At 62.9% G+C, this 16,950-nt stretch carries 15 protein-coding genes; 10 read left to right on the top strand and 5 right to left on the bottom strand.

The features are described from left to right. Positions 1-134 precede the first annotated feature (134 nt). Positions 135-452, bottom strand: a complete 318-nt coding sequence (locus tag ACWBU6_RS17225; protein ID WP_452644641.1) for a hypothetical protein — start codon at positions 450-452, stop codon at positions 135-137. 389 nt (positions 453-841) lie between these two features. Here ACWBU6_RS17225 and ACWBU6_RS17230 point away from each other — a divergent pair, with 389 nt between their 5' ends. Then, complete coding sequence (locus ACWBU6_RS17230; protein ID WP_452644642.1) at positions 842-1,069, top strand: hypothetical protein; 228 nt, start codon at positions 842-844, stop codon at positions 1,067-1,069. A gap of 102 nt (positions 1,070-1,171) precedes the next feature. Here the strand turns inward: ACWBU6_RS17230 and ACWBU6_RS17235 are convergent, their stop codons facing one another. From ACWBU6_RS17235 to ACWBU6_RS17245, 3 genes are all read right to left on the bottom strand, one after another. Continuing rightward, positions 1,172-1,858: an alpha/beta hydrolase family esterase gene (locus ACWBU6_RS17235; protein WP_452644643.1), complete on the bottom strand. Its 687-nt coding sequence runs from the start codon at positions 1,856-1,858 to the stop codon at positions 1,172-1,174. Positions 1,859-2,626: 768 nt separating this feature from the next. Next, a complete protein-coding gene (locus ACWBU6_RS17240) occupies positions 2,627-4,414 on the bottom strand; it encodes a thiamine pyrophosphate-requiring protein (RefSeq protein WP_452644644.1) in 1,788 nt (595 codons plus the stop codon). Positions 4,415-4,779: 365 nt separating this feature from the next. Next, the gene (locus ACWBU6_RS17245) at positions 4,780-6,510 is read right to left on the bottom strand and encodes a cation:proton antiporter domain-containing protein (protein WP_452644645.1); all 1,731 of its coding nucleotides are present in this window, start codon (positions 6,508-6,510) and stop codon (positions 4,780-4,782) included. A gap of 2 nt (positions 6,511-6,512) precedes the next feature. On the opposite strand from ACWBU6_RS17245, the gene ACWBU6_RS17250 reads away from it, so the two are divergent. Then, positions 6,513-7,106, top strand: coding sequence for a hypothetical protein (locus tag ACWBU6_RS17250; RefSeq protein WP_452644646.1), 594 nt, complete (start codon positions 6,513-6,515; stop codon positions 7,104-7,106). A gap of 66 nt (positions 7,107-7,172) precedes the next feature. Here the strand turns inward: ACWBU6_RS17250 and ACWBU6_RS17255 are convergent, their stop codons facing one another. Further along, positions 7,173-8,426 carry a putative Na+/H+ antiporter gene (locus ACWBU6_RS17255; RefSeq protein ID WP_452644647.1) on the bottom strand — a complete coding sequence of 418 codons (1,254 nt, stop codon included), beginning with the start codon at positions 8,424-8,426 and terminating at the stop codon, positions 7,173-7,175. A gap of 286 nt (positions 8,427-8,712) precedes the next feature. On the opposite strand from ACWBU6_RS17255, the gene ACWBU6_RS17260 reads away from it, so the two are divergent. From ACWBU6_RS17260 to ACWBU6_RS17295, 8 genes are all read left to right on the top strand, one after another. Further along, a complete protein-coding gene (locus ACWBU6_RS17260) occupies positions 8,713-9,321 on the top strand; it encodes a thermostable hemolysin (protein WP_452644648.1) in 609 nt (202 codons plus the stop codon). After that, positions 9,299-10,771 carry an AMP-binding protein gene (locus ACWBU6_RS17265; protein WP_452644649.1) on the top strand — a complete coding sequence of 491 codons (1,473 nt, stop codon included), beginning with the start codon at positions 9,299-9,301 and terminating at the stop codon, positions 10,769-10,771. Before ACWBU6_RS17260 ends, ACWBU6_RS17265 begins: the two co-directional genes overlap by 23 nt. Beyond that, on the top strand, positions 10,768-11,442 hold the full coding sequence (locus ACWBU6_RS17270; RefSeq protein ID WP_452644650.1) for a TenA family transcriptional regulator: 675 nt from the start codon (positions 10,768-10,770) through the stop codon (positions 11,440-11,442). The genes ACWBU6_RS17265 and ACWBU6_RS17270 overlap by 4 nt, the downstream gene beginning before the upstream one ends. A 1-nt stretch (position 11,443) precedes the next feature. Beyond that, the gene (locus ACWBU6_RS17275) at positions 11,444-12,238 is read left to right on the top strand and encodes an SDR family oxidoreductase (RefSeq protein ID WP_452644651.1); all 795 of its coding nucleotides are present in this window, start codon (positions 11,444-11,446) and stop codon (positions 12,236-12,238) included. Between the two features lie 21 nt (positions 12,239-12,259). Then, entirely contained in the window at positions 12,260-12,898 is a 639-nt protein-coding gene (locus tag ACWBU6_RS17280; RefSeq protein ID WP_452644652.1) for a tetratricopeptide repeat protein, read from the top strand. A gap of 16 nt (positions 12,899-12,914) precedes the next feature. Continuing rightward, positions 12,915-13,580 carry a response regulator transcription factor gene (locus tag ACWBU6_RS17285; protein ID WP_452644653.1) on the top strand — a complete coding sequence of 222 codons (666 nt, stop codon included), beginning with the start codon at positions 12,915-12,917 and terminating at the stop codon, positions 13,578-13,580. After that, positions 13,577-14,971, top strand: a complete 1,395-nt coding sequence (locus ACWBU6_RS17290) for a sensor histidine kinase (RefSeq protein WP_452644654.1) — start codon at positions 13,577-13,579, stop codon at positions 14,969-14,971. Before ACWBU6_RS17285 ends, ACWBU6_RS17290 begins: the two co-directional genes overlap by 4 nt. 100 nt (positions 14,972-15,071) lie before the next feature. Beyond that, positions 15,072-16,739, top strand: coding sequence for a L,D-transpeptidase family protein (locus ACWBU6_RS17295; RefSeq protein ID WP_452644655.1), 1,668 nt, complete (start codon positions 15,072-15,074; stop codon positions 16,737-16,739). Positions 16,740-16,950 lie beyond the last annotated feature (211 nt).

The raw sequence follows: 16,950 nt of genomic DNA on the forward strand, positions 1-16,950 counted from the left end.
GGGCAAACGCCGCATCACGACGATTGCGACGCGTTAGCATTCCGCATCAATAGCGCAGCCAATTAAGCCTGCTACCGGGCCTTCACGCCCGACGCTTCAACCGGCTTGCACATATCCAGCGCAATGCCGGCCCGTTAGAATGCACCGGTAGTGGCCACCGACTCGTAAGCGGTGCGGAAAGTATCGTCCGACCGTCCGGGTTCAATCAGCTTTGTTCCGGCCTTTGCAGAAGCAATCACGTGCGTCGCATTTCCCTGGTGGCGCAATACGAAAGGCCTGTCATAGGCCGGCGCACGCAGGAAGGCCAACGCTGCAAGCCGGGCATCACTGAACTCGATTCCACGCTGGCCACTCTTGCAAATTACGGTATACATCTCATGCCGAACACTATGTGACCCAAGCCCTTCCGTCGTCGAGCGCATCATCACCTCCTGCTGGTCATAACGATTCATCAACAATCTTGCGACTGGGAACCGCTGAGACCCATTATTCCATTTCAGATCGAAATCTCAAAGGCCACTGTCGTTTTCCAGGCAATGTATAGGCGTCTCGCTAAAATCGGACCTTGCTTCGAATGGTGGTCCCCCGGCGCATCTCGCCACCAACAGGTTTTGCCGGACAGTCGTGGTCCAACGTCGAGCTAGTGACGCAGGGGATACCTTATGCCCGGCCACGGGCGCCGGACAGACTACCGCGTCCTACTGTCCCGCATGCTATCGGGCTACTTCTGGCGCGCCCATCCTGCCCAATCCATCTAGCGCCATCATTATGTCGATGAAAGTTCGGTCTATCGGTGCTGCAATTAACGATGGTGCAAGCTATCAGAGGTTAGCCTGTCATTATGACTCGCAGAACCGACCTCGATACCTCTGAGAAAGTTTCCATTGCGCTGCTGACGCGGGCGGCGTTCGGGACAGATGCGGGTCTGCGCAACGCACTCTTTTCAGGCCTGGATGCCAACTTGATCGCCGGTATATTCGCACGGGACAAAGACAGCATCCGCAAGGATGTGCAAGGCGTGCACGTGTTGCCTGACCGGCGAGGCCTCAGACGGGACCCGGAACTGTAGGCATTAAGCTGCCCCGGAAACCGGATCCACTTCGTAGAGAATCAGCTTGGCCACCAGTGGAGCGGCCGGACCATCTTTCTGCGCGCCCTTCTGCGCGCGCAACTACTTGAACCGGTCAAAGAAGGCTTTAGACTCTTGCGCCGAAAAATTCGGGTACCAGTGCCCGCCCGTCTCCGTGCCGCACCAAGCCACGGGTTTGCCGCTCTCGCAGCCTTGGTACTCTACGCAGCCATTACTACCCAGGGGTACTGTGGTGGCGCTACAGCTATTGCGCTTAAGGAAAAGGTCGCGCGCCTCCATCCCCGCTGAGTAGGGCACGACGTTATCGTCCTTGGCGTGCACGAACAGGGCCGCCACCTTGTTGGTCGAATTGGCACAGCCACTCCAGAGCGAACCGGCCATGGGCGCGATCGCCCGCACGACGTCGCCCATCTGGCATCCGATGGCGTTGGACATCATGCCGCCAAAACTGAAGCCGGTAGCGAAAACACGCCGGGCGTCGGTGCACGCGCCCTGCTGTATTTCGCTGATCATGGCGCGCAAGAAGCGAATGTCGCGGTCACCAGTGTTGGCCCAACCCTTATCCAGGCCCTGCGGGGCAACGAAGATGGCATTGTCGCCGTACAGATTCTTCAGCCCGAAAAAGCCGCTCCAGCCATAGACATCGGCGGCGCTGCCATCGCGCCAGTGCAGTCCGATGATCACGGGATAGGCCTTGTTGCGGTCATAGGCGGCCGGCATCTCGATCCAGTAGCTGCGCTGGGTCCCGTCACTGGTGAGCGAACGCATGCCGGTGCTCATCTTGGAACCGCCACCACAGCCCGCGTTGCTGGTAACTGGCGGGGCGACGGGCGTTGGGGATGTTGATCCCAACGCAGGTGTTACCGCTGAACTATTGCCGGTACCTGCCCCACCTCCGCAAGCGACGAGCGTGGTGAAAAGTAGCGCGGGCCATATATGTCTCATAACTTCTCCTTGTAGGGATTCACTTCCGGAACACACCGAGCAAGCCATGGATCATCTGGAGGATCAGCTTCGGCTGCGGCAGAACGACGACAGTACGGCGTCATGCCAAAGCCTTGGGTCGAATCGATGGCCGGATGCGACTGATAGAACTGGTACAGTTCGAACTAGCGAAAGAGGAACAGGCCGGTCAGGGCTAAGCGGTGGCGCATCGAGTCCTTCGAGCCACGGAAAGAATTCGATGATCCGGTGCGCACATGCGCCTCGTCTGCTTTTTTTCGCGCTCGATTCTAATGGCCGCGATGGCTACCGTGTTTTATGTTTTTCGCCAATACGCGACATGATTTTGACCAGCATACGCGCGCTATTGCTGCGGCAATTGCCGCTTGGCGCTGTCGGGATCCGGTTTGGGCGGTTGAAACTTTGGACTAGCCCCTTCTACCAGCCCACCAGCGGCCTGACTTGGGATGGCAGTTCGCGTGTCATCTCAGCGTACTGCGGACCGGTCGAATGGGCATCGCTGGCATCACCCGGCTGATGAGCCGATGCCATTGCGCGCACTCGACCGTCGGCGACCCATTCGCCGATTGCAGCTCAACGGCCCGCCGGGAACAAGTCGTCCCAGGTTTCCCTGATGGTCGAGGTAATGATGCCCATGGCATCTGCATCGCCCTGCAGCAAGGCGCGGGCATAGGCAAGTGCCTGTTTGCCCGATACGTGCGGCGGCAGCGGGGCAATATCGGGGTCGGTGACCATTTCCACCAGCGTGGGTACGTCGGCGCTCAATGTCGAATCCCACGCAGCCGCGATATCCTGGGGCCGCTCGACACGCATCCCGCCCAATCCCAACAACTCGGCATAACGCGCGTACGGGAAGTCCGGCAGGGATTGCGAAGGCGGATAGCGCGGGTCGCCCGCCGTTGCGCGCTGCTCCCAGCTGACCAGATTGAGGTCGCGATTGTTGAGCACCATGATGGTCATGCGCGGATTGTTCCACTCGCGCCATACCTTGGCCACGGTGATCAGCGCGTTGATGCCGTTCATCTGCATCGCGCCATCGCCAACCAGCGCGATGACGTGCCGGTCGGGGTGCACATACTTGGCCGCCAGGGCGTACGGGATGGCCGAACCCATGGTGGCCAGGCCGCCAGAAAGCGATGCCTGCATGCCGCGCCTCAACTTCAGATCTCGCGCGTACCAGCCCGTGCTGGTGCCGCAATCGCAGGTGATCACGCAGTTCTCGGGCAGCCTCGGCGACAGCTCCCAGAACACGCGTTGCGGGTTGATGGGTTTCGCGCCATTCATGGCGCGCGCTTCGAGCACGCGCCACCAACGCGCCACTTGTTCCTCGATATGGCGGCGCCAGGTATCGTCGGGCTTGGGTTCCAGCAGCGGCAACAGCGCCTGCAATGTGGCAGCGCTGTCGCCGACCAAACCAACTTCGACGGGATAGCGCAAATTCAGCATGCGTCCATCAATATCGACCTGCACAGCGCGCGCCCGGCCTTCCTTGGGCAGGAACTCCGAATATGGGAAGCCCGTGCCGACCATCAGGAGGGTATCGCATTCATCCATCAGATCCCAGCTGGGTTTTGTTCCCAGCAAGCCGATGCTGCCCGTCACATAGGGCAGGCTGTCCGGCACGCAAGCTTTACCCAACAGGGCTTTGGCGATGCCCGCGCCAAGTCGCTCGGCGACGGCGATCAGTTCATCGGTCGCCTGCAGCGCCCCTGCACCAGCCAGAATGGCTACTTTCCCACCTGCATTGAGCACGGCCGCGGCGCGCTGCAATTCGCCTTCCGGGGGCACCAAGGCATGTCCGGTGAAGCCAATGCCGGTATGCACAGTCCCATGCTCATGGGGAGGCGTTTCGACCGCCTTGAGCTCCTGCAGGTCGTTGGGAACGATGATGCATGTGACCGTGCGCCGCTCCCGCGCGATGCGCATGGCCCGGTCGACCAAGTGCCGCACCTGCGCCGGATGCGTGGCCATATGCACAAAATCGCCGGCGACGTCTTTGAACAGGGACAGCAAGTCGACTTCCTGCTGGTAGTCCCCACCCAACGCCATGCGGCTCTGCTGGCCGACGATGGCAACTACAGGCTGGTGGTCAAGCTTGGCGTCATACAAACCGTTGAGCAGGTGGATGGCGCCTGGGCCGGATGTGGCCAGACAAACGCCCACCTCGCCACTGAACTTGGCATGAGCACATGCCATGAAGGCGGCCAGCTCTTCGTGCCGTACCTGAAAGAATTCAATGCCGGACTTGCCGCGCCCGAAAGCGCCGAGAATGCCGTTGATGCCGTCGCCCGGGTAGCCGTAGATACGTCGTACGCCCCATGCGGCAAGGCGCTTGAGCAGGAAATCGCTGACGGTACTCATGTGTTGCCCCATTGAGTGAGTGCAGTGCACAGACCCGCGTCATTATGGACGCACGCGCCAAGCGGGCGCGCACGGTCGGGGCCTGTCAGCGAACAGCTTTTGCGAATCGTGGTTGCGAGACAACCCCAGGCGATGCATCAGTTCACGCTGGAGGTATCATGCCGCGCGCGGCAAGTGCGCGGTGAAGACCACCGAGACGACCAGGCGCAGTACGAAATCTAAGATCGCGGCGGAAGTGGCTCGCCAGGAGCCGCTCTATGCCGAACTGGCCGCGGCCACACGGCCGGCACCGGCGTCAATCGGTAGGCCGGTGTGCACCAGGATGATCTTGTACGGCGTCATGCCGTTCCTTGGCCGTTATCGATTCATCGCGGGGCGTCGATCTTCGCGCGCAGTTCCTCGCGCTCGCGGTCCACGTGGAAATCCGCCGCGCCAATTGGCATCCCGGCCGCCGTCAGCGCGGAGCAGGCCAGTTGCAGGCCGGACTCCACTGCTTCTGACACCACCTCGGTCGCCCCGGCCGCTTTCAGCGCACGGGCATGGCGCTCATCGCGCGCCCGCGCCAGCAGACATAGCTCCGGGTAGTGGCGCCGCAGCACTCCAACGGCATGCAAGGCGGCGCGTGGATCGTCCATCGTCAGCACCACGCAGGCGGCGTGCGTGACGCCCAGTCGCTGCAGCATTTCAGGCAATGACGCATCGCCGGTGAACACGCATTCCTCGTGGCGCTCGCGCCGTGCCACTTCCACCAGGTGCCGGTCGCGCTCCACCGCGACGTATCCGAATCCCTGCTTCCGCAGCACGTCCGCAACCAACTGCCCGACACGGCCATAGCCGCCGATGATCACGTGATCGCTCAATCGCGCCACCGGATCGCCGGCCAGCGCGGACGCGCTGTCGTCGCCGCGCTCGCCACGCCGCACCAGCATGCTGCCCGCCGCCGCAGCCATGGGGGCCAGCAACATGCTCAAGCCCACCACCAGCAGCAGAAACTGGCTTCCCTCGCGCGTCAGTACCTGCGTGCTTACCGCGTAAGCGAGAATGATGAAGGCGAACTCGCCGCCCTGCCCCAGCAACAAACCGCCGTGCAGCGCCCGGCGCCAGCCCAGGCCGCGCAGCAGCAGCGCCACCACCGAGGCCTTCAGAGCCAGCAGCGCAAACACCGAGGCCGGGAGCAGCAGCGGATAGGCGGCTGCCACGCGCAGGTCGATCTCCATCCCGACCGACATGAAGAATAGGCCCAGCAGCAAACCCTTGAAAGGCTCGACGATGATTTCGACCTCGTACTGGAACTCGCTGTCGGCCAGCAGCAGCCCTGCCAGCAACGCGCCCAGCGCCAACGACAATCCACTCCACGCCGTGAGGGCGGCGATGCCAAGGGTCAGGAGCAGGATCAATGCCACAAACACTTCCGGTTGGCGCTGCACCGCTGGCGACGCAAACAGCGGTTTGGTCACGCGCTTGCCAAGGTAATACAGCACGCCGATGGTTGCCGCCGCCTGCAGCACGGCCAGCAGCAGCGTCAGCCACAAGGCCTGGCCCGTGTCTTTGCCCAGTCCCTCGACCAGGATCAGCGCGGGTACCACCGCCAGATCCTGCAGCATCAGGATGGCGAAGCACTTCTGGCCCAGCGTGGTGCGCAAGGTATGCTGGCGGCTCATCAGGTCCATCGCCACTGCGGTACTGGACATGGCCAGCGTGATGCCAATGGCGACGGACGCGGCGCCGCTGTTGCCGAAGGCGAGAGCGGACAGGGCGATCAGGGCGCCCGTCACCGCGACCTGGGCCAGGCCAGTGCCGAAGACATCGCGGCGCAGCGCCCACAGGCGAGCGGGGGAAAGCTCCAGCCCGATCATGAACATGAGAAATACGATACCAAGTTCCGCCACCGGCTTGATCGCTTCCACGTCCTGGAAACTGGCCCAGGCCAGCGTGGGTACCGCCGGCAACCAGCTGGCAAAGCCGTGCGGCCCAAACAGGATTCCCACCAGTAGGAAGCCGACGATCTGGTTGACGCGCAGGCGCTGCAAGAGCGGCACCAGGATGCCGGCCAAGCCCAGAAACAGCAACGCTTCACGCAAATGATGGACGGACATACGTGCCTTCAGCTAATGTAGAGTTCAATTATGCGCAACTTTCTGACGTCCTCCAACTCGGCGTGCTCGACGAACTGTTCAATTCCTTTGACCCTGCGCCGTTTTTTACGCAGGAACTGGACCACGCGGCCGAGCAGTACATCGAAAAATGGGCGATGCGCTATCCCGCCCACAGCCAATTGCACCTTTCCGTCCACCTCGACACAGCCCCGGCCGACGCCGGCGGACCTGCGCGCCTGTCCAAGGCGGTACATGACCATTTTTCGCTGCGCGCCCAAAGTGCGCGCGCCGACCTGTCCGACCTGCTGTGGCAGGGACGCCTCAGCCTCGTGATCGGCTGCTGCTTCGTCGCCGTCTGCATTCTCTTCGCCGACCTGCTGCGCACCTACGCCGCCGGACCGGTAGCGGCCATCTTCCGGGAAGGGCTCACCATCATCGGCTGGGTCGCCCTGTGGCGCCCGGTCCAGATTTTCCTATATGAGTGGTGGCCCATCTGGCGGCGCATCCAGGTGCTCACCAACCTGCAGCACATGCGCGTCGAGCTGCTGGTCAACCACGTTTCGCTATCCCATACCGCCGGCGCTGCCGGGCCATAAAGCTAGCTCACGCATATCCAGCCAGATCCGCGGCGTCGGAGCAAGTCCCTAAGGTAAATGCGACAGTCACAGCAAGCGGAATGCGCAAGCCGCGACGACTGTCGGCAGCAGCGCACCCAGCAACAGATATTCGGCGCGGATTGCGCCGTCGTCAAATCCCTCGCGCAAAATTGCCGCGCCGGCCGGATTCGGGGCATTGGCGATCACCGTCAGTCCGCCCCCCGTCACCGCACCGGCCACCAGCGCAGCCTGGAATTGCGGCGACAAGCCGTCTACCAGCGACGCAAGGTAGGTCAAAGCGGCGTTGTCGGTAATTGCCGTCAGCGCAGTGGTACCGTAGAACACCGCGTCCTCATTCAATCCCAGCAAGAGCGGCTCCAGCCACCAGGCCTGTTGGCCGCCGAGCACCACCAGACCGCCCAGGAAGAAAGCCACCAGCAGCGCTTCCTTCAGGATCAGCGGGTCCTGGTAGCGCCCGTAGGCCTGAGCAAAACCCAGGAAGAACAGGAATGCACCCATGAACACCGCAGGATGATGCGAGAACATCACCACCAGCACCAGGAAAGCAAGGTGCACCGCCACCATCGGGAACGGGACTGGATCCACACGCTCCGGCGCACTGGCGATGGCCGTGAGTTCGCGCCGGAACCAAAACGCCGCAATGCCCGTATTCAGGATAACGGCAACTGCGGCTTTCCAGCCAAAGGTAGTGAGCATGAACGGTACGTTCCAGCCCCAGACACCGGCCACCATCAGCACCGGCGGCGCGGCGAAGGTTGTCAGCGTACCACCAATGGAGACGTTCACGAACAGGGTGCCGAGTGTGACGTACTTCAGCTTTGCGGACAGCGGATGACGGTAGATATTCTCGCGCAACATCAATGCCGCCAGGGTCATCGCGGCAGGTTCGGTGATGAAGGAGCCCAGCAACGGCACCAGGGTCAGCACCACGATATACAGGGCAATATTGGGATTCAACGGCAGGCGGCGCGCCAGGAAAGCCACCACGCGCGCGGCAAACTGCAAGATGGGCCGCGTGCCGGCGATCACCATGATGGCAAACACGAACATCGGCTCGGTAAAGTTGCGCCCCTCAATGTAGCGCGTGGCATCCTCCTTGCCATCGATGACGAACATGAACAACACCAGCACCATGGCCCAAAAGCCGAACACCACTTCGACCTCGCCCAGCAGATGCCAGATACCGGCATGGCGCGGATGACGGTGAGCCATGCGTTCGAACCAGCCAGTGGAGAATGTGTGCAGGACGGCGACAGCGAACAGCGCAGCGCCAATGAGTTGGAGGGAAGTCGGATGCATCAGGGATACGCACGTGAATAGCCACGCGTGGCGGCCCGACCATCGCGAAATCCTGTCGTACGAGACCGTGCGATCACCCTTTTTCGCGATTATAGCAGTAGTCCCCGTATCGCGAAGTAAATATTGCAAGCACATCAAGTGGCCGAGCGTTTGGACGCGAACCCCGACGACTGGCTCGCACCACCCTGGCTCATACTCACTGCCAGCCGCAACTATCCGCCGCTTAATCTGGGGATAATCTTCCTTGCATACAGTCGTCCCCATCGGAAGTTCGTTGAGGGATATCATGTTGAGCGCCAACGCAGAATCGGCAACCGGCCCCGTCCGCCACCTAACGGCAGAAAGCAGAATTGAGCATTTCCCGCGCGGCGCGCCCAAGCGCCGTGAGCTGGAAGACTTCATTGCGAACTCATTTCGCACCAGTTACGGCGCCGAAGTGGACCACTTCGGCGAAGTGCTGCTTGGCGTGCGCGACAAGGACGGTAACTGGATTGCGGCTCTCGGTTATACGCCGGCAGCGCTGGGGCCGCTGTTCCTCGAGCATTATCTCGATGTGCCGGTCGAAGCGGCTATCGGCGCCCACGCACGCTGCGCCGTCGGTCGCGCCAGCATTGTCGAAGTAGGCAACCTGGCGGCGCACCACCCTGGCGCAGCGCGCGCCCTGATCGTCAGCACCACCCAGTTCCTGAACAGCCTTGGCCTGCGCTGGGTGGTGTTTACCGCTACCGTCAGCCTGCTCAATTCCTTCAGCCGCCTGCGGCTGCAACCGCATGTGCTGGCGCCGGCCGACCCGGCCCGCCTGCCCGATGGCGCCCAGCGCTGGGGCAGCTATTACGACACCCAACCCAAGGTCATGTTCGGCGATATCCACTATGGTCACACACAACTTTCATGAACTCTTTCCGGCCGGACGCCCTGTCCTGTATGACGGGAGAACCCTGCTCGATAGCACCGCCGTCGCGGCCCGCGTTTCCAGCCTGCGCAGCGCCCTGCAAGCTCGCCGCGCGCCGCGTGCGCCGGTTGCCATCCTTGCCGACAACAGCCCCGAATGGCTGGCGGCCGATCTGGCCACACAGGAGTTGGGCCTGACCCTGGTGCCGCTTCCGCTGTTCTTCACGCCCGCTCAATGGGCGCACGTATTGCGGGAAAGTGGCGCCAGCGCAGTGCTGGCCCCTCACGGAGCACCACTGGGCGCTCTCGGTTTCGGCGCCCCGATCGACTGCGGCGGTCTGCTACAGCTGTACCAGTCCGCCATAGCCCCTGATTGTTCGGGGCCGGCCGATACGCAAAAGATCACCTTCACTTCCGGCACCACGGCCGCCCCAAAAGGTGTCTGCCTGTCCACCGGCCAGCAATGGGAGCTGGCACGCACCCTGCAACAAGGCGTAGCGCCGCTTCGACTGGAACGCCATCTGTGCCTGCTGCCCTTCGCCGTCCTGCTCGAAAACATCGCCGGCCCCTACACCGCCATGTTGAGCGGCGCGATCACAATTTGCCCGCCGTTGGAGGAAGTCGGTCTGGCCGGGGCCAGCCGGTTTGACCCGCAGCGCTGCCTGGACGCCATCGAGCACTATCAGGCTCAAAGCGTCATCCTCTTGCCGCAAATGCTACAAGCCATGCTCGCAGTGATGACGCCTGCCGACACGCGCACCGCCAGCCTGCGCTTTATTGCCATCGGGGGCGCCAAGGTGCCTGCGCGCCTGCTGGCGGCGGCCCGCGCGCGTGGCTTGCCGGTCTTCGAAGGTTATGGCCTGTCGGAATGCTGCTCGGTCGTGGCGCTCAATCTGCCAGGCAGCGAACGCAGGGGCAGCGTCGGCAAGCCCTTGGCACACCGCCCGGTGCGCATCGCCGACGATGGTGAAATTGAGGTTGGCGGCGCATTGGCGCACTACCTCGGTATGGCCCCCACCACCTCGGGATGGTTCGCCACCGGCGACCTGGGTCACCTCGACCAGGACGGCTATCTCTACATCGATGGCCGCAAGAAGGACATCCTGATCACCGGTTTTGGCCGCAACGTCTCGCCCGAATGGCCGGAAGCGGCCCTGATGGGCACCGGCGCACTCGCCCAGGCGCTCGTTGTAGGCGACGGCCGGCCTTGGCTCTCGGCACTGCTGGTGCCAGCCAAGCCAGACGTCACGCCGCACCAGGTCCAGCAGGCTGTAGACCTGGCCAACCAGGAGCTGCCCGATTACGCCCAAGTGCGGCGCTGGACCCTCGTGCCGCCCTTCACAACAGACAACGGCCAAGCGACTCCCAATGGCCGCCCGCGCCGCGCCACTATCCAGCAACAGCATGCCGCGCTGATCACTTCACTGTATGACACCCAGGAGCAACCCGCATGAACTTTTTCGAAACACTGAAAGCCGGCAGCGAAACCGAGCACCAGCAAATGTTCGCCATCCCGATCATCCAGGACGCGCTGCACGGGCGAGCCACAACGGCGCAGTACATTGCCTTCCTGACGCAGGCCTATCACCACGTGCGTCACACCGTGCCACTGCTGATGGCATGTGGCAGCCGCCTCGGTCCCGAATACGAATGGTTGCGCTCAGCCATTGCAGAGTATATCGAGGAAGAGGTCGGCCATCAGGAATGGATCCTGTCGGATATAGCTGCCTGCGGCGGCGATCCGGAGGCGGTGCGGCACGGCCAGCCGCATCCCAGCACCGAACTGCTGGTGGCCTATGCCTACCACCAGATCGACCGCGGCAACCCGGTCGGCTTCCTTGGTATGGTGCACGTGCTCGAAGGCACCAGCACCGCCCTTGCGACGCACGCCGCCGATACCCTGCGTGGCGCCCTGGGCCTGCCAACGGAGGCGTTCAGCTACCTGAATTCGCACGGAACCCTCGATATCAGCCACGTAGCCTTCTTCGAAGGCCTGGTCAACCGCCTCGAGAGCGACGCGGACCAGCAAGCCGTACTGCACGTCGCGCGCATGATGTACAAGCTGTACGGTGACGTATTCCGCAGCCTGCCGCATGGTGCCGCCGTGTTCGAACAGGCGGCGTGATATGGGAAAACGCATACCGCAACGCTGGCGCGCCGTCCTGACAGGGGCTGGCGGCGGCATCGGCTCCGCCATCGCACGCCGCCTGGCGCCGCAAGCCGACGCTCTGATCCTGGTGGGACGGCAGCCGGCGCCGCTGGCCGCCCTGCGCGCCGAACTGGGCGATCACGTACAGGTGGTCTGCGGCGACCTGACCGCGCCCACCACGCTGACAGCCATCGAGCAAGCCGCCCACGCTTTGCATGGCATCAACCTTTTGGTCAATAATGCCGGCATCAGCCATTTCCACAGCTTTGAGACCCAGGCACCTGAGGCCATCCGCGCGATGCTGGAGACCAACCTGCTGGCGCCCATGCTGCTGACGCGCCAGTTGCTGCCGCTGCTGCACCGGGCGCCCTCGGCGCAGATAGTCAACATCGGCTCAGTACTCGGCCTGCTTGGCTATCCGGGCTTCGCGGCCTATGGCGCAAGCAAGGCCGGCCTGACAGGATTCTCCCAGGCGCTGCGGCGCGAACTTTCGGATAGCGCGATCGAGGTGCGCCATTTCGCACCGCGTGCTACACGAACCGCGATCAACAGCTGCGCGGTCAATGCCATGAACAGCGCGTTGGCAACGGCCGAGGACTCGCCGCAAGCCGTGGCAAACGCTTTCGCCGAGTTTTTGGACCGGGACACATGGCAAGCCACCATGGGCCGCAAGGAACGCTTCTTCGTCCTGCTGAACCGCCTGTTGCCATCCCTGCCGGACGACGCTATCCGCAAACAACTGGCCGTGATCCGCCAGTACCTGCCCAAGTAACCCCCCACCGGAGTCATCAACATGAATACTATCCTCAAAATTGCCACCGTCCTGCTGCTGCCCATCTCCCTTGCCGCTGCCGGCGTACCAGAGGACGTCGGTACCTTGCAGCAAAAGTGGGAACAGGTCCGCTACAAGACCCCTGCTCCAGCGCAGGAAGCGCAGTATGAGCAACTAGCGAATGAAGCGCAGAAAACCGTCGCCAGCAACCCCGGCAACGCCGATGTGCTGATCTGGTACGCTATCATTGAGTCAACTTATGCTGGCGCCAAGGGCGGCCTGGGTGCGCTGTCGCATGTAAAAAATGCCAAAAGGGCTTTGGAGCAGGCGATCGCGCTCAATCCCGACGCGCAATCCGGTTCGGCCTACACCAGCCTCGGTTCGCTGTATTACCAGGTCCCCGGCTGGCCGATCGGCTTTGGGGATGACAAGAAGGCATTGGAGTTTCTGAAGAAGGGGCTGGCGATCAACCCGGACGGCATTGATCCCAACTACTTCTACGGCGACTATCTGTTCCGCAAGGGCGACTACACGGAAGCGGAACGCGCCCTGAACAAGGCGCTCCAGGCCGCGCCGCGCCCGGGCCGCAAAGTGGCGGACGAAGGCCGGCGCGGGGAGATCGAGCAGTTGCTGGCGAAGATAGCCGCCAAGCGCAGGTAACAAGGAGGCAGCATCGTTGAAAGTCCTGTTAGTCGAAGACGATCCCCTATTGGCAAGCGGCTTGCTGACGGCGCTGCGGCGCGCAAGCTACAGCGTAGAACATGTCAACGATGGCGCCGCCGCTATCGGGGCCCTCACCCACACGCCGTTTGACATAGTGGTGCTTGACCTCGGCTTGCCAACCCTCGACGGCACCGAGGTGCTCAAGGCATTGCGCAGCAGCGACAACCCGATCCCGGTCCTGGTCTTGTCCGCGCGTGACTCCACGCGCGACCGGGTGCAGGGCCTGGACCTGGGGGCGGACGACTATCTGGTCAAGCCGTTCGAGCTGGACGAACTGCTGGCGCGCCTGCGCGTGCTGCTGCGTCGGCGCAGCGGCCGCCGGGTCAACCAGCTCACCCTGGGCCAGCTTACGCTCAACCCGGAAAGCCTGAGCGCGACCTGGCAAGGCCGTCCGGTCGCACTGCAACGGCTGGAATTCATGCTGCTGCTTCAGCTGGCAGAGAACCCGCAACGCGTCTTCAACCGCGCCCAGCTCGAAGAAATCCTGTATGGCTGGGGCGAAGGAGCGGAAAGCAACACCATTGACGTGCACGTGCACCACTTGCGGCGCAAAATCGTGCCATCTGTCATCAAGACGATCCGCGGAGTCGGCTATCGCATGGGCGACCTATCCATATGAAGACGCGCTCGTATTCGGTCCGCCAACGCCTGGTGGCCGCCACCTTGCTCTGCATGCTGCTGATCTTCCTCGGCATCGGCATCGGCGCACGGGCGGTGGCGCGGCATGAGTCCGACGAACTATTCAGCGCGCGCCTGGCCACGTCGGCGCGCGTGCTGGAGGCGCTGGTCGCGCGGCAACTGGAGCATGCCACGATCGCCCAGCCGATTGTCATCACCCTGCCGCACGAGCTGGAAACCACCCTCAGCGACGAACCGGAAGCCTTTGGCCACCGTTACGAGACCAAGATTGCATTCCAGGTCTGGAGCGCCGACGGCATGCTGCTCGCCAAGTCGGCATCAGCACCGAAAAAGGCGCTGGCGCCGCTCCGTGCCGGCTACTCCGAAAACCAGACGGACGGCGCCAACTGGCAAGTCTTTGCACTGCGGTCCGGCAATGTCTGGGTGCTGGCGGCGGAGAACGATGAGGTGCGGCAGGAACTCTCAAACGATATCGGCAAATCGATCCTGATTCCGCTGGCGATTGGCGGTTTGCTGATGCTGGGCACAGCCAACTTCCTGATCCTGCAGAATATGCGACCGTTGTACGAACTGGCGGCCCGCATTGCGGCGCGCGAGCCGGAATCGCTGGAGCCGGTTGTCCTGCCTCGGACACCGATGGAAATGGCGCCCATCGTCACCGAACTGAACCATCTGCTTGACCGCATCCGCGCCGCCTTTGAACGCGAACAACGCTTCCTCAATGCCGCCGCCCATGAAATCCGGACCCCGATCGCCGCACTGCAACTGCACCTCGAAAACGCCCTGCGCGCCAACACGCCCGGGCAACGCACGGCGTCCCTCGAACAGGCCATGGCCGGCGCGCGGCGCACCAGCAAACTGGCGGAACAACTGCTCACACTGAGCCGGATCGTGGCGGGTGGCGATCAAGTGCAAATGCAAAGCCTTTCCCTGCGGGCCCTGTGCCGCGACGTCATTGCCGGCATGGAGCCGCTGCTGGACCGGCGTGGCCAGAACATTGGCCTAGAGGTCGCAGAGGATGCCCGGGCCTGGGGCGATCCGACGCAGTTGCGGCGGCTACTGCAAAACCTGGTGGACAATGCTTCGCAACACGGGAAGCCGCATGGCGAGATCCAGGTCACATTGTCACGCGGTGATAACTGCGCTGTACTGGACGTCACTAATGATGGCGTGCCAATTCCTGAGCAAGAAATCGGCAAACTGTTTGTACCCTACTACCGCTTGCCAGGCGCGGTTCCGGAAGGCCACGGCCTGGGCTTGGCCATCGTGCAGGAAATCGTCGACCTGCATCACGGCAGGATCGAAATCCGGCGCAAGCCAGACGGCCAGGGAACGGTAGTACGCGTACAACTTCCTTTGTCCAGGACCTGAACGGTCCGATCCGGGGTCGCCCTTGACCCAGATCATGGTCCAAACGGCGGCGAGCCGCTACCTTCGGTCAGAATGCAGTCTCAACTGACCGGAGAAACCCATGTGCGACCGCCGAATCCTGGGCGCAGCCCTGCTGACAGCATCCCTGATCTTCCTGACGCCGCCGGCCTGTTTCGCTCAAGCCGGCCTTGCCGACCTGCGGGATAAGGGGGCAGTTGCCAGCCTGCTGGACGCCTATCGCACGCAACATCAAGGCGCCGGGCAGCGGGCTTGGAAGATTGCCGCCCTGCTTGACCGCTTCTACCGCCAGCACGATCACGCCCTGGCATGGCAAGGCGACGACCTCCGGCTGGCACGGCAAGCGTTGCAAATACTCGGCGGGGCTGCCGCTCAAGGCCTGGTGGCGGAGGACTATACGGTATCAGTTCCGCTGCCGGATGCCAACGCCCAAGCCGAGCAACAACAACGCTTTGACGTTGAGCTGTCCGCTGCCATGCTCAGCTTCCTGTCCGACCTTCATGCGGGCCGCACCGCCGCGGACTTCATCGCATTTACGCGGACAGTGGAAAGCGACAGCTTTGACGCCGCCGAGCTGCTTGGCACGGCGCTCAAGCAAGGCCAGCTTTCCGGCGCCGTCAGCGCAGCCGAACCACGTACTGCAGTTTACCAACGCGTCAAGCAGACTTTGGCACACTACCGCCTGCTTGAACCGCAATACCGGGTGCTCCCGCCGTTGCCGCCGCCACCTGCTGGCGTCAAACTCGTGCCGGGCATGCCCTACTCCGGCGCTGCCGGCCTGCGGCAACGCCTCATCTTGCTGGACGACTTAAGCGAAAACGAGGCGCCGCTCACCGATGGGGTATACAGCCCAGGCATCGAGACCGGTGTCAGGCGCTTCCAGCTGCGGCACGGCCTGGAACAGGACGGCATTCCCGGCAACGCCACCCTGTCTGCACTGCAGGTCCCGCTGGCGCAGCGCATCCTCCAGCTTGAACTGACGCTCGAGCGCCTGCGCTGGATGCCGCCGCTGCCGCGCGGCCCGCTCATCGTTGTCAACGTCCCATCCTTTCGCTTGTGGGCGCTTGACACGCGCATCGCGGCCAGCGCGCCACAACTTGAGATGCGCGTCATCGTTGGTACCGCCGGGCGCACGCCCACACCACTGCTCATTGGCGAATTGCGATACCTGGAATTCAACCCGGCGTGGAATGTGCCGCGCAGCATCGCGATGCAAGAGATCATGCCCAAGCTCAAGGATGACCCTTCTTACCTTGACAAGCAGGACATGGAACTGGTCGGCATCAATGGCCAGCCCATCGCTGCCGGGATGGCGCCGCTGGAAGCGCTGCGCTCCGGCACTGTGCGTGTGCGGCAGCGGCCGGGCACGCGCAATGTCCTCGGCGCCGTGAAGTTCGCCATGCCGAACCCTTTGAACATCTATCTGCACGCCACGTCAGCAACGCAGCTCTTTGCCAAGCAGCGGCGTGACCTCAGCCACGGATGCATCCGGCTGGAGCAGCCGGCGGCGCTTGCGCAGTTCGTCCTGCGCAATGAGGGAAGCTGGGATAGCGCCAGCGTCGAACAGGCAATGCAGCCAGGACCCACCAGGACAGTGACACTCCGGGCGCCGGTGCCGGTCGTCTTGCTGTACGCCACCGCCGTCACAGACCGCCAGGGGCGTGCCCTGTTCTTCCAGGATATCTACAAACTGGACCGGAAGCTGGCCCAAGAGCTTGCCCTGCCCCGCTCCGTCGGCGGCAAGGACTAATGCTCTGCATGACTCAAGCGCAAGGTGTTACCAATCACGTCGGTTCCGGTGCACTGCGCGCTATCGCAAGTTAATCGCAAAGTCATCATGCTTCGAGCGGAATGGCGATCCGTTCCACACCGCATAGCCGTGTGAACGGTCTTACTCCACTCGATGAATGCAGATAGAGCGCGCCTAGCGCCGCAGCCAGCGCAATTGCCGTGACCGAAAA

This window comes from Pseudoduganella sp. HUAS MS19, assembly GCF_053615455.1.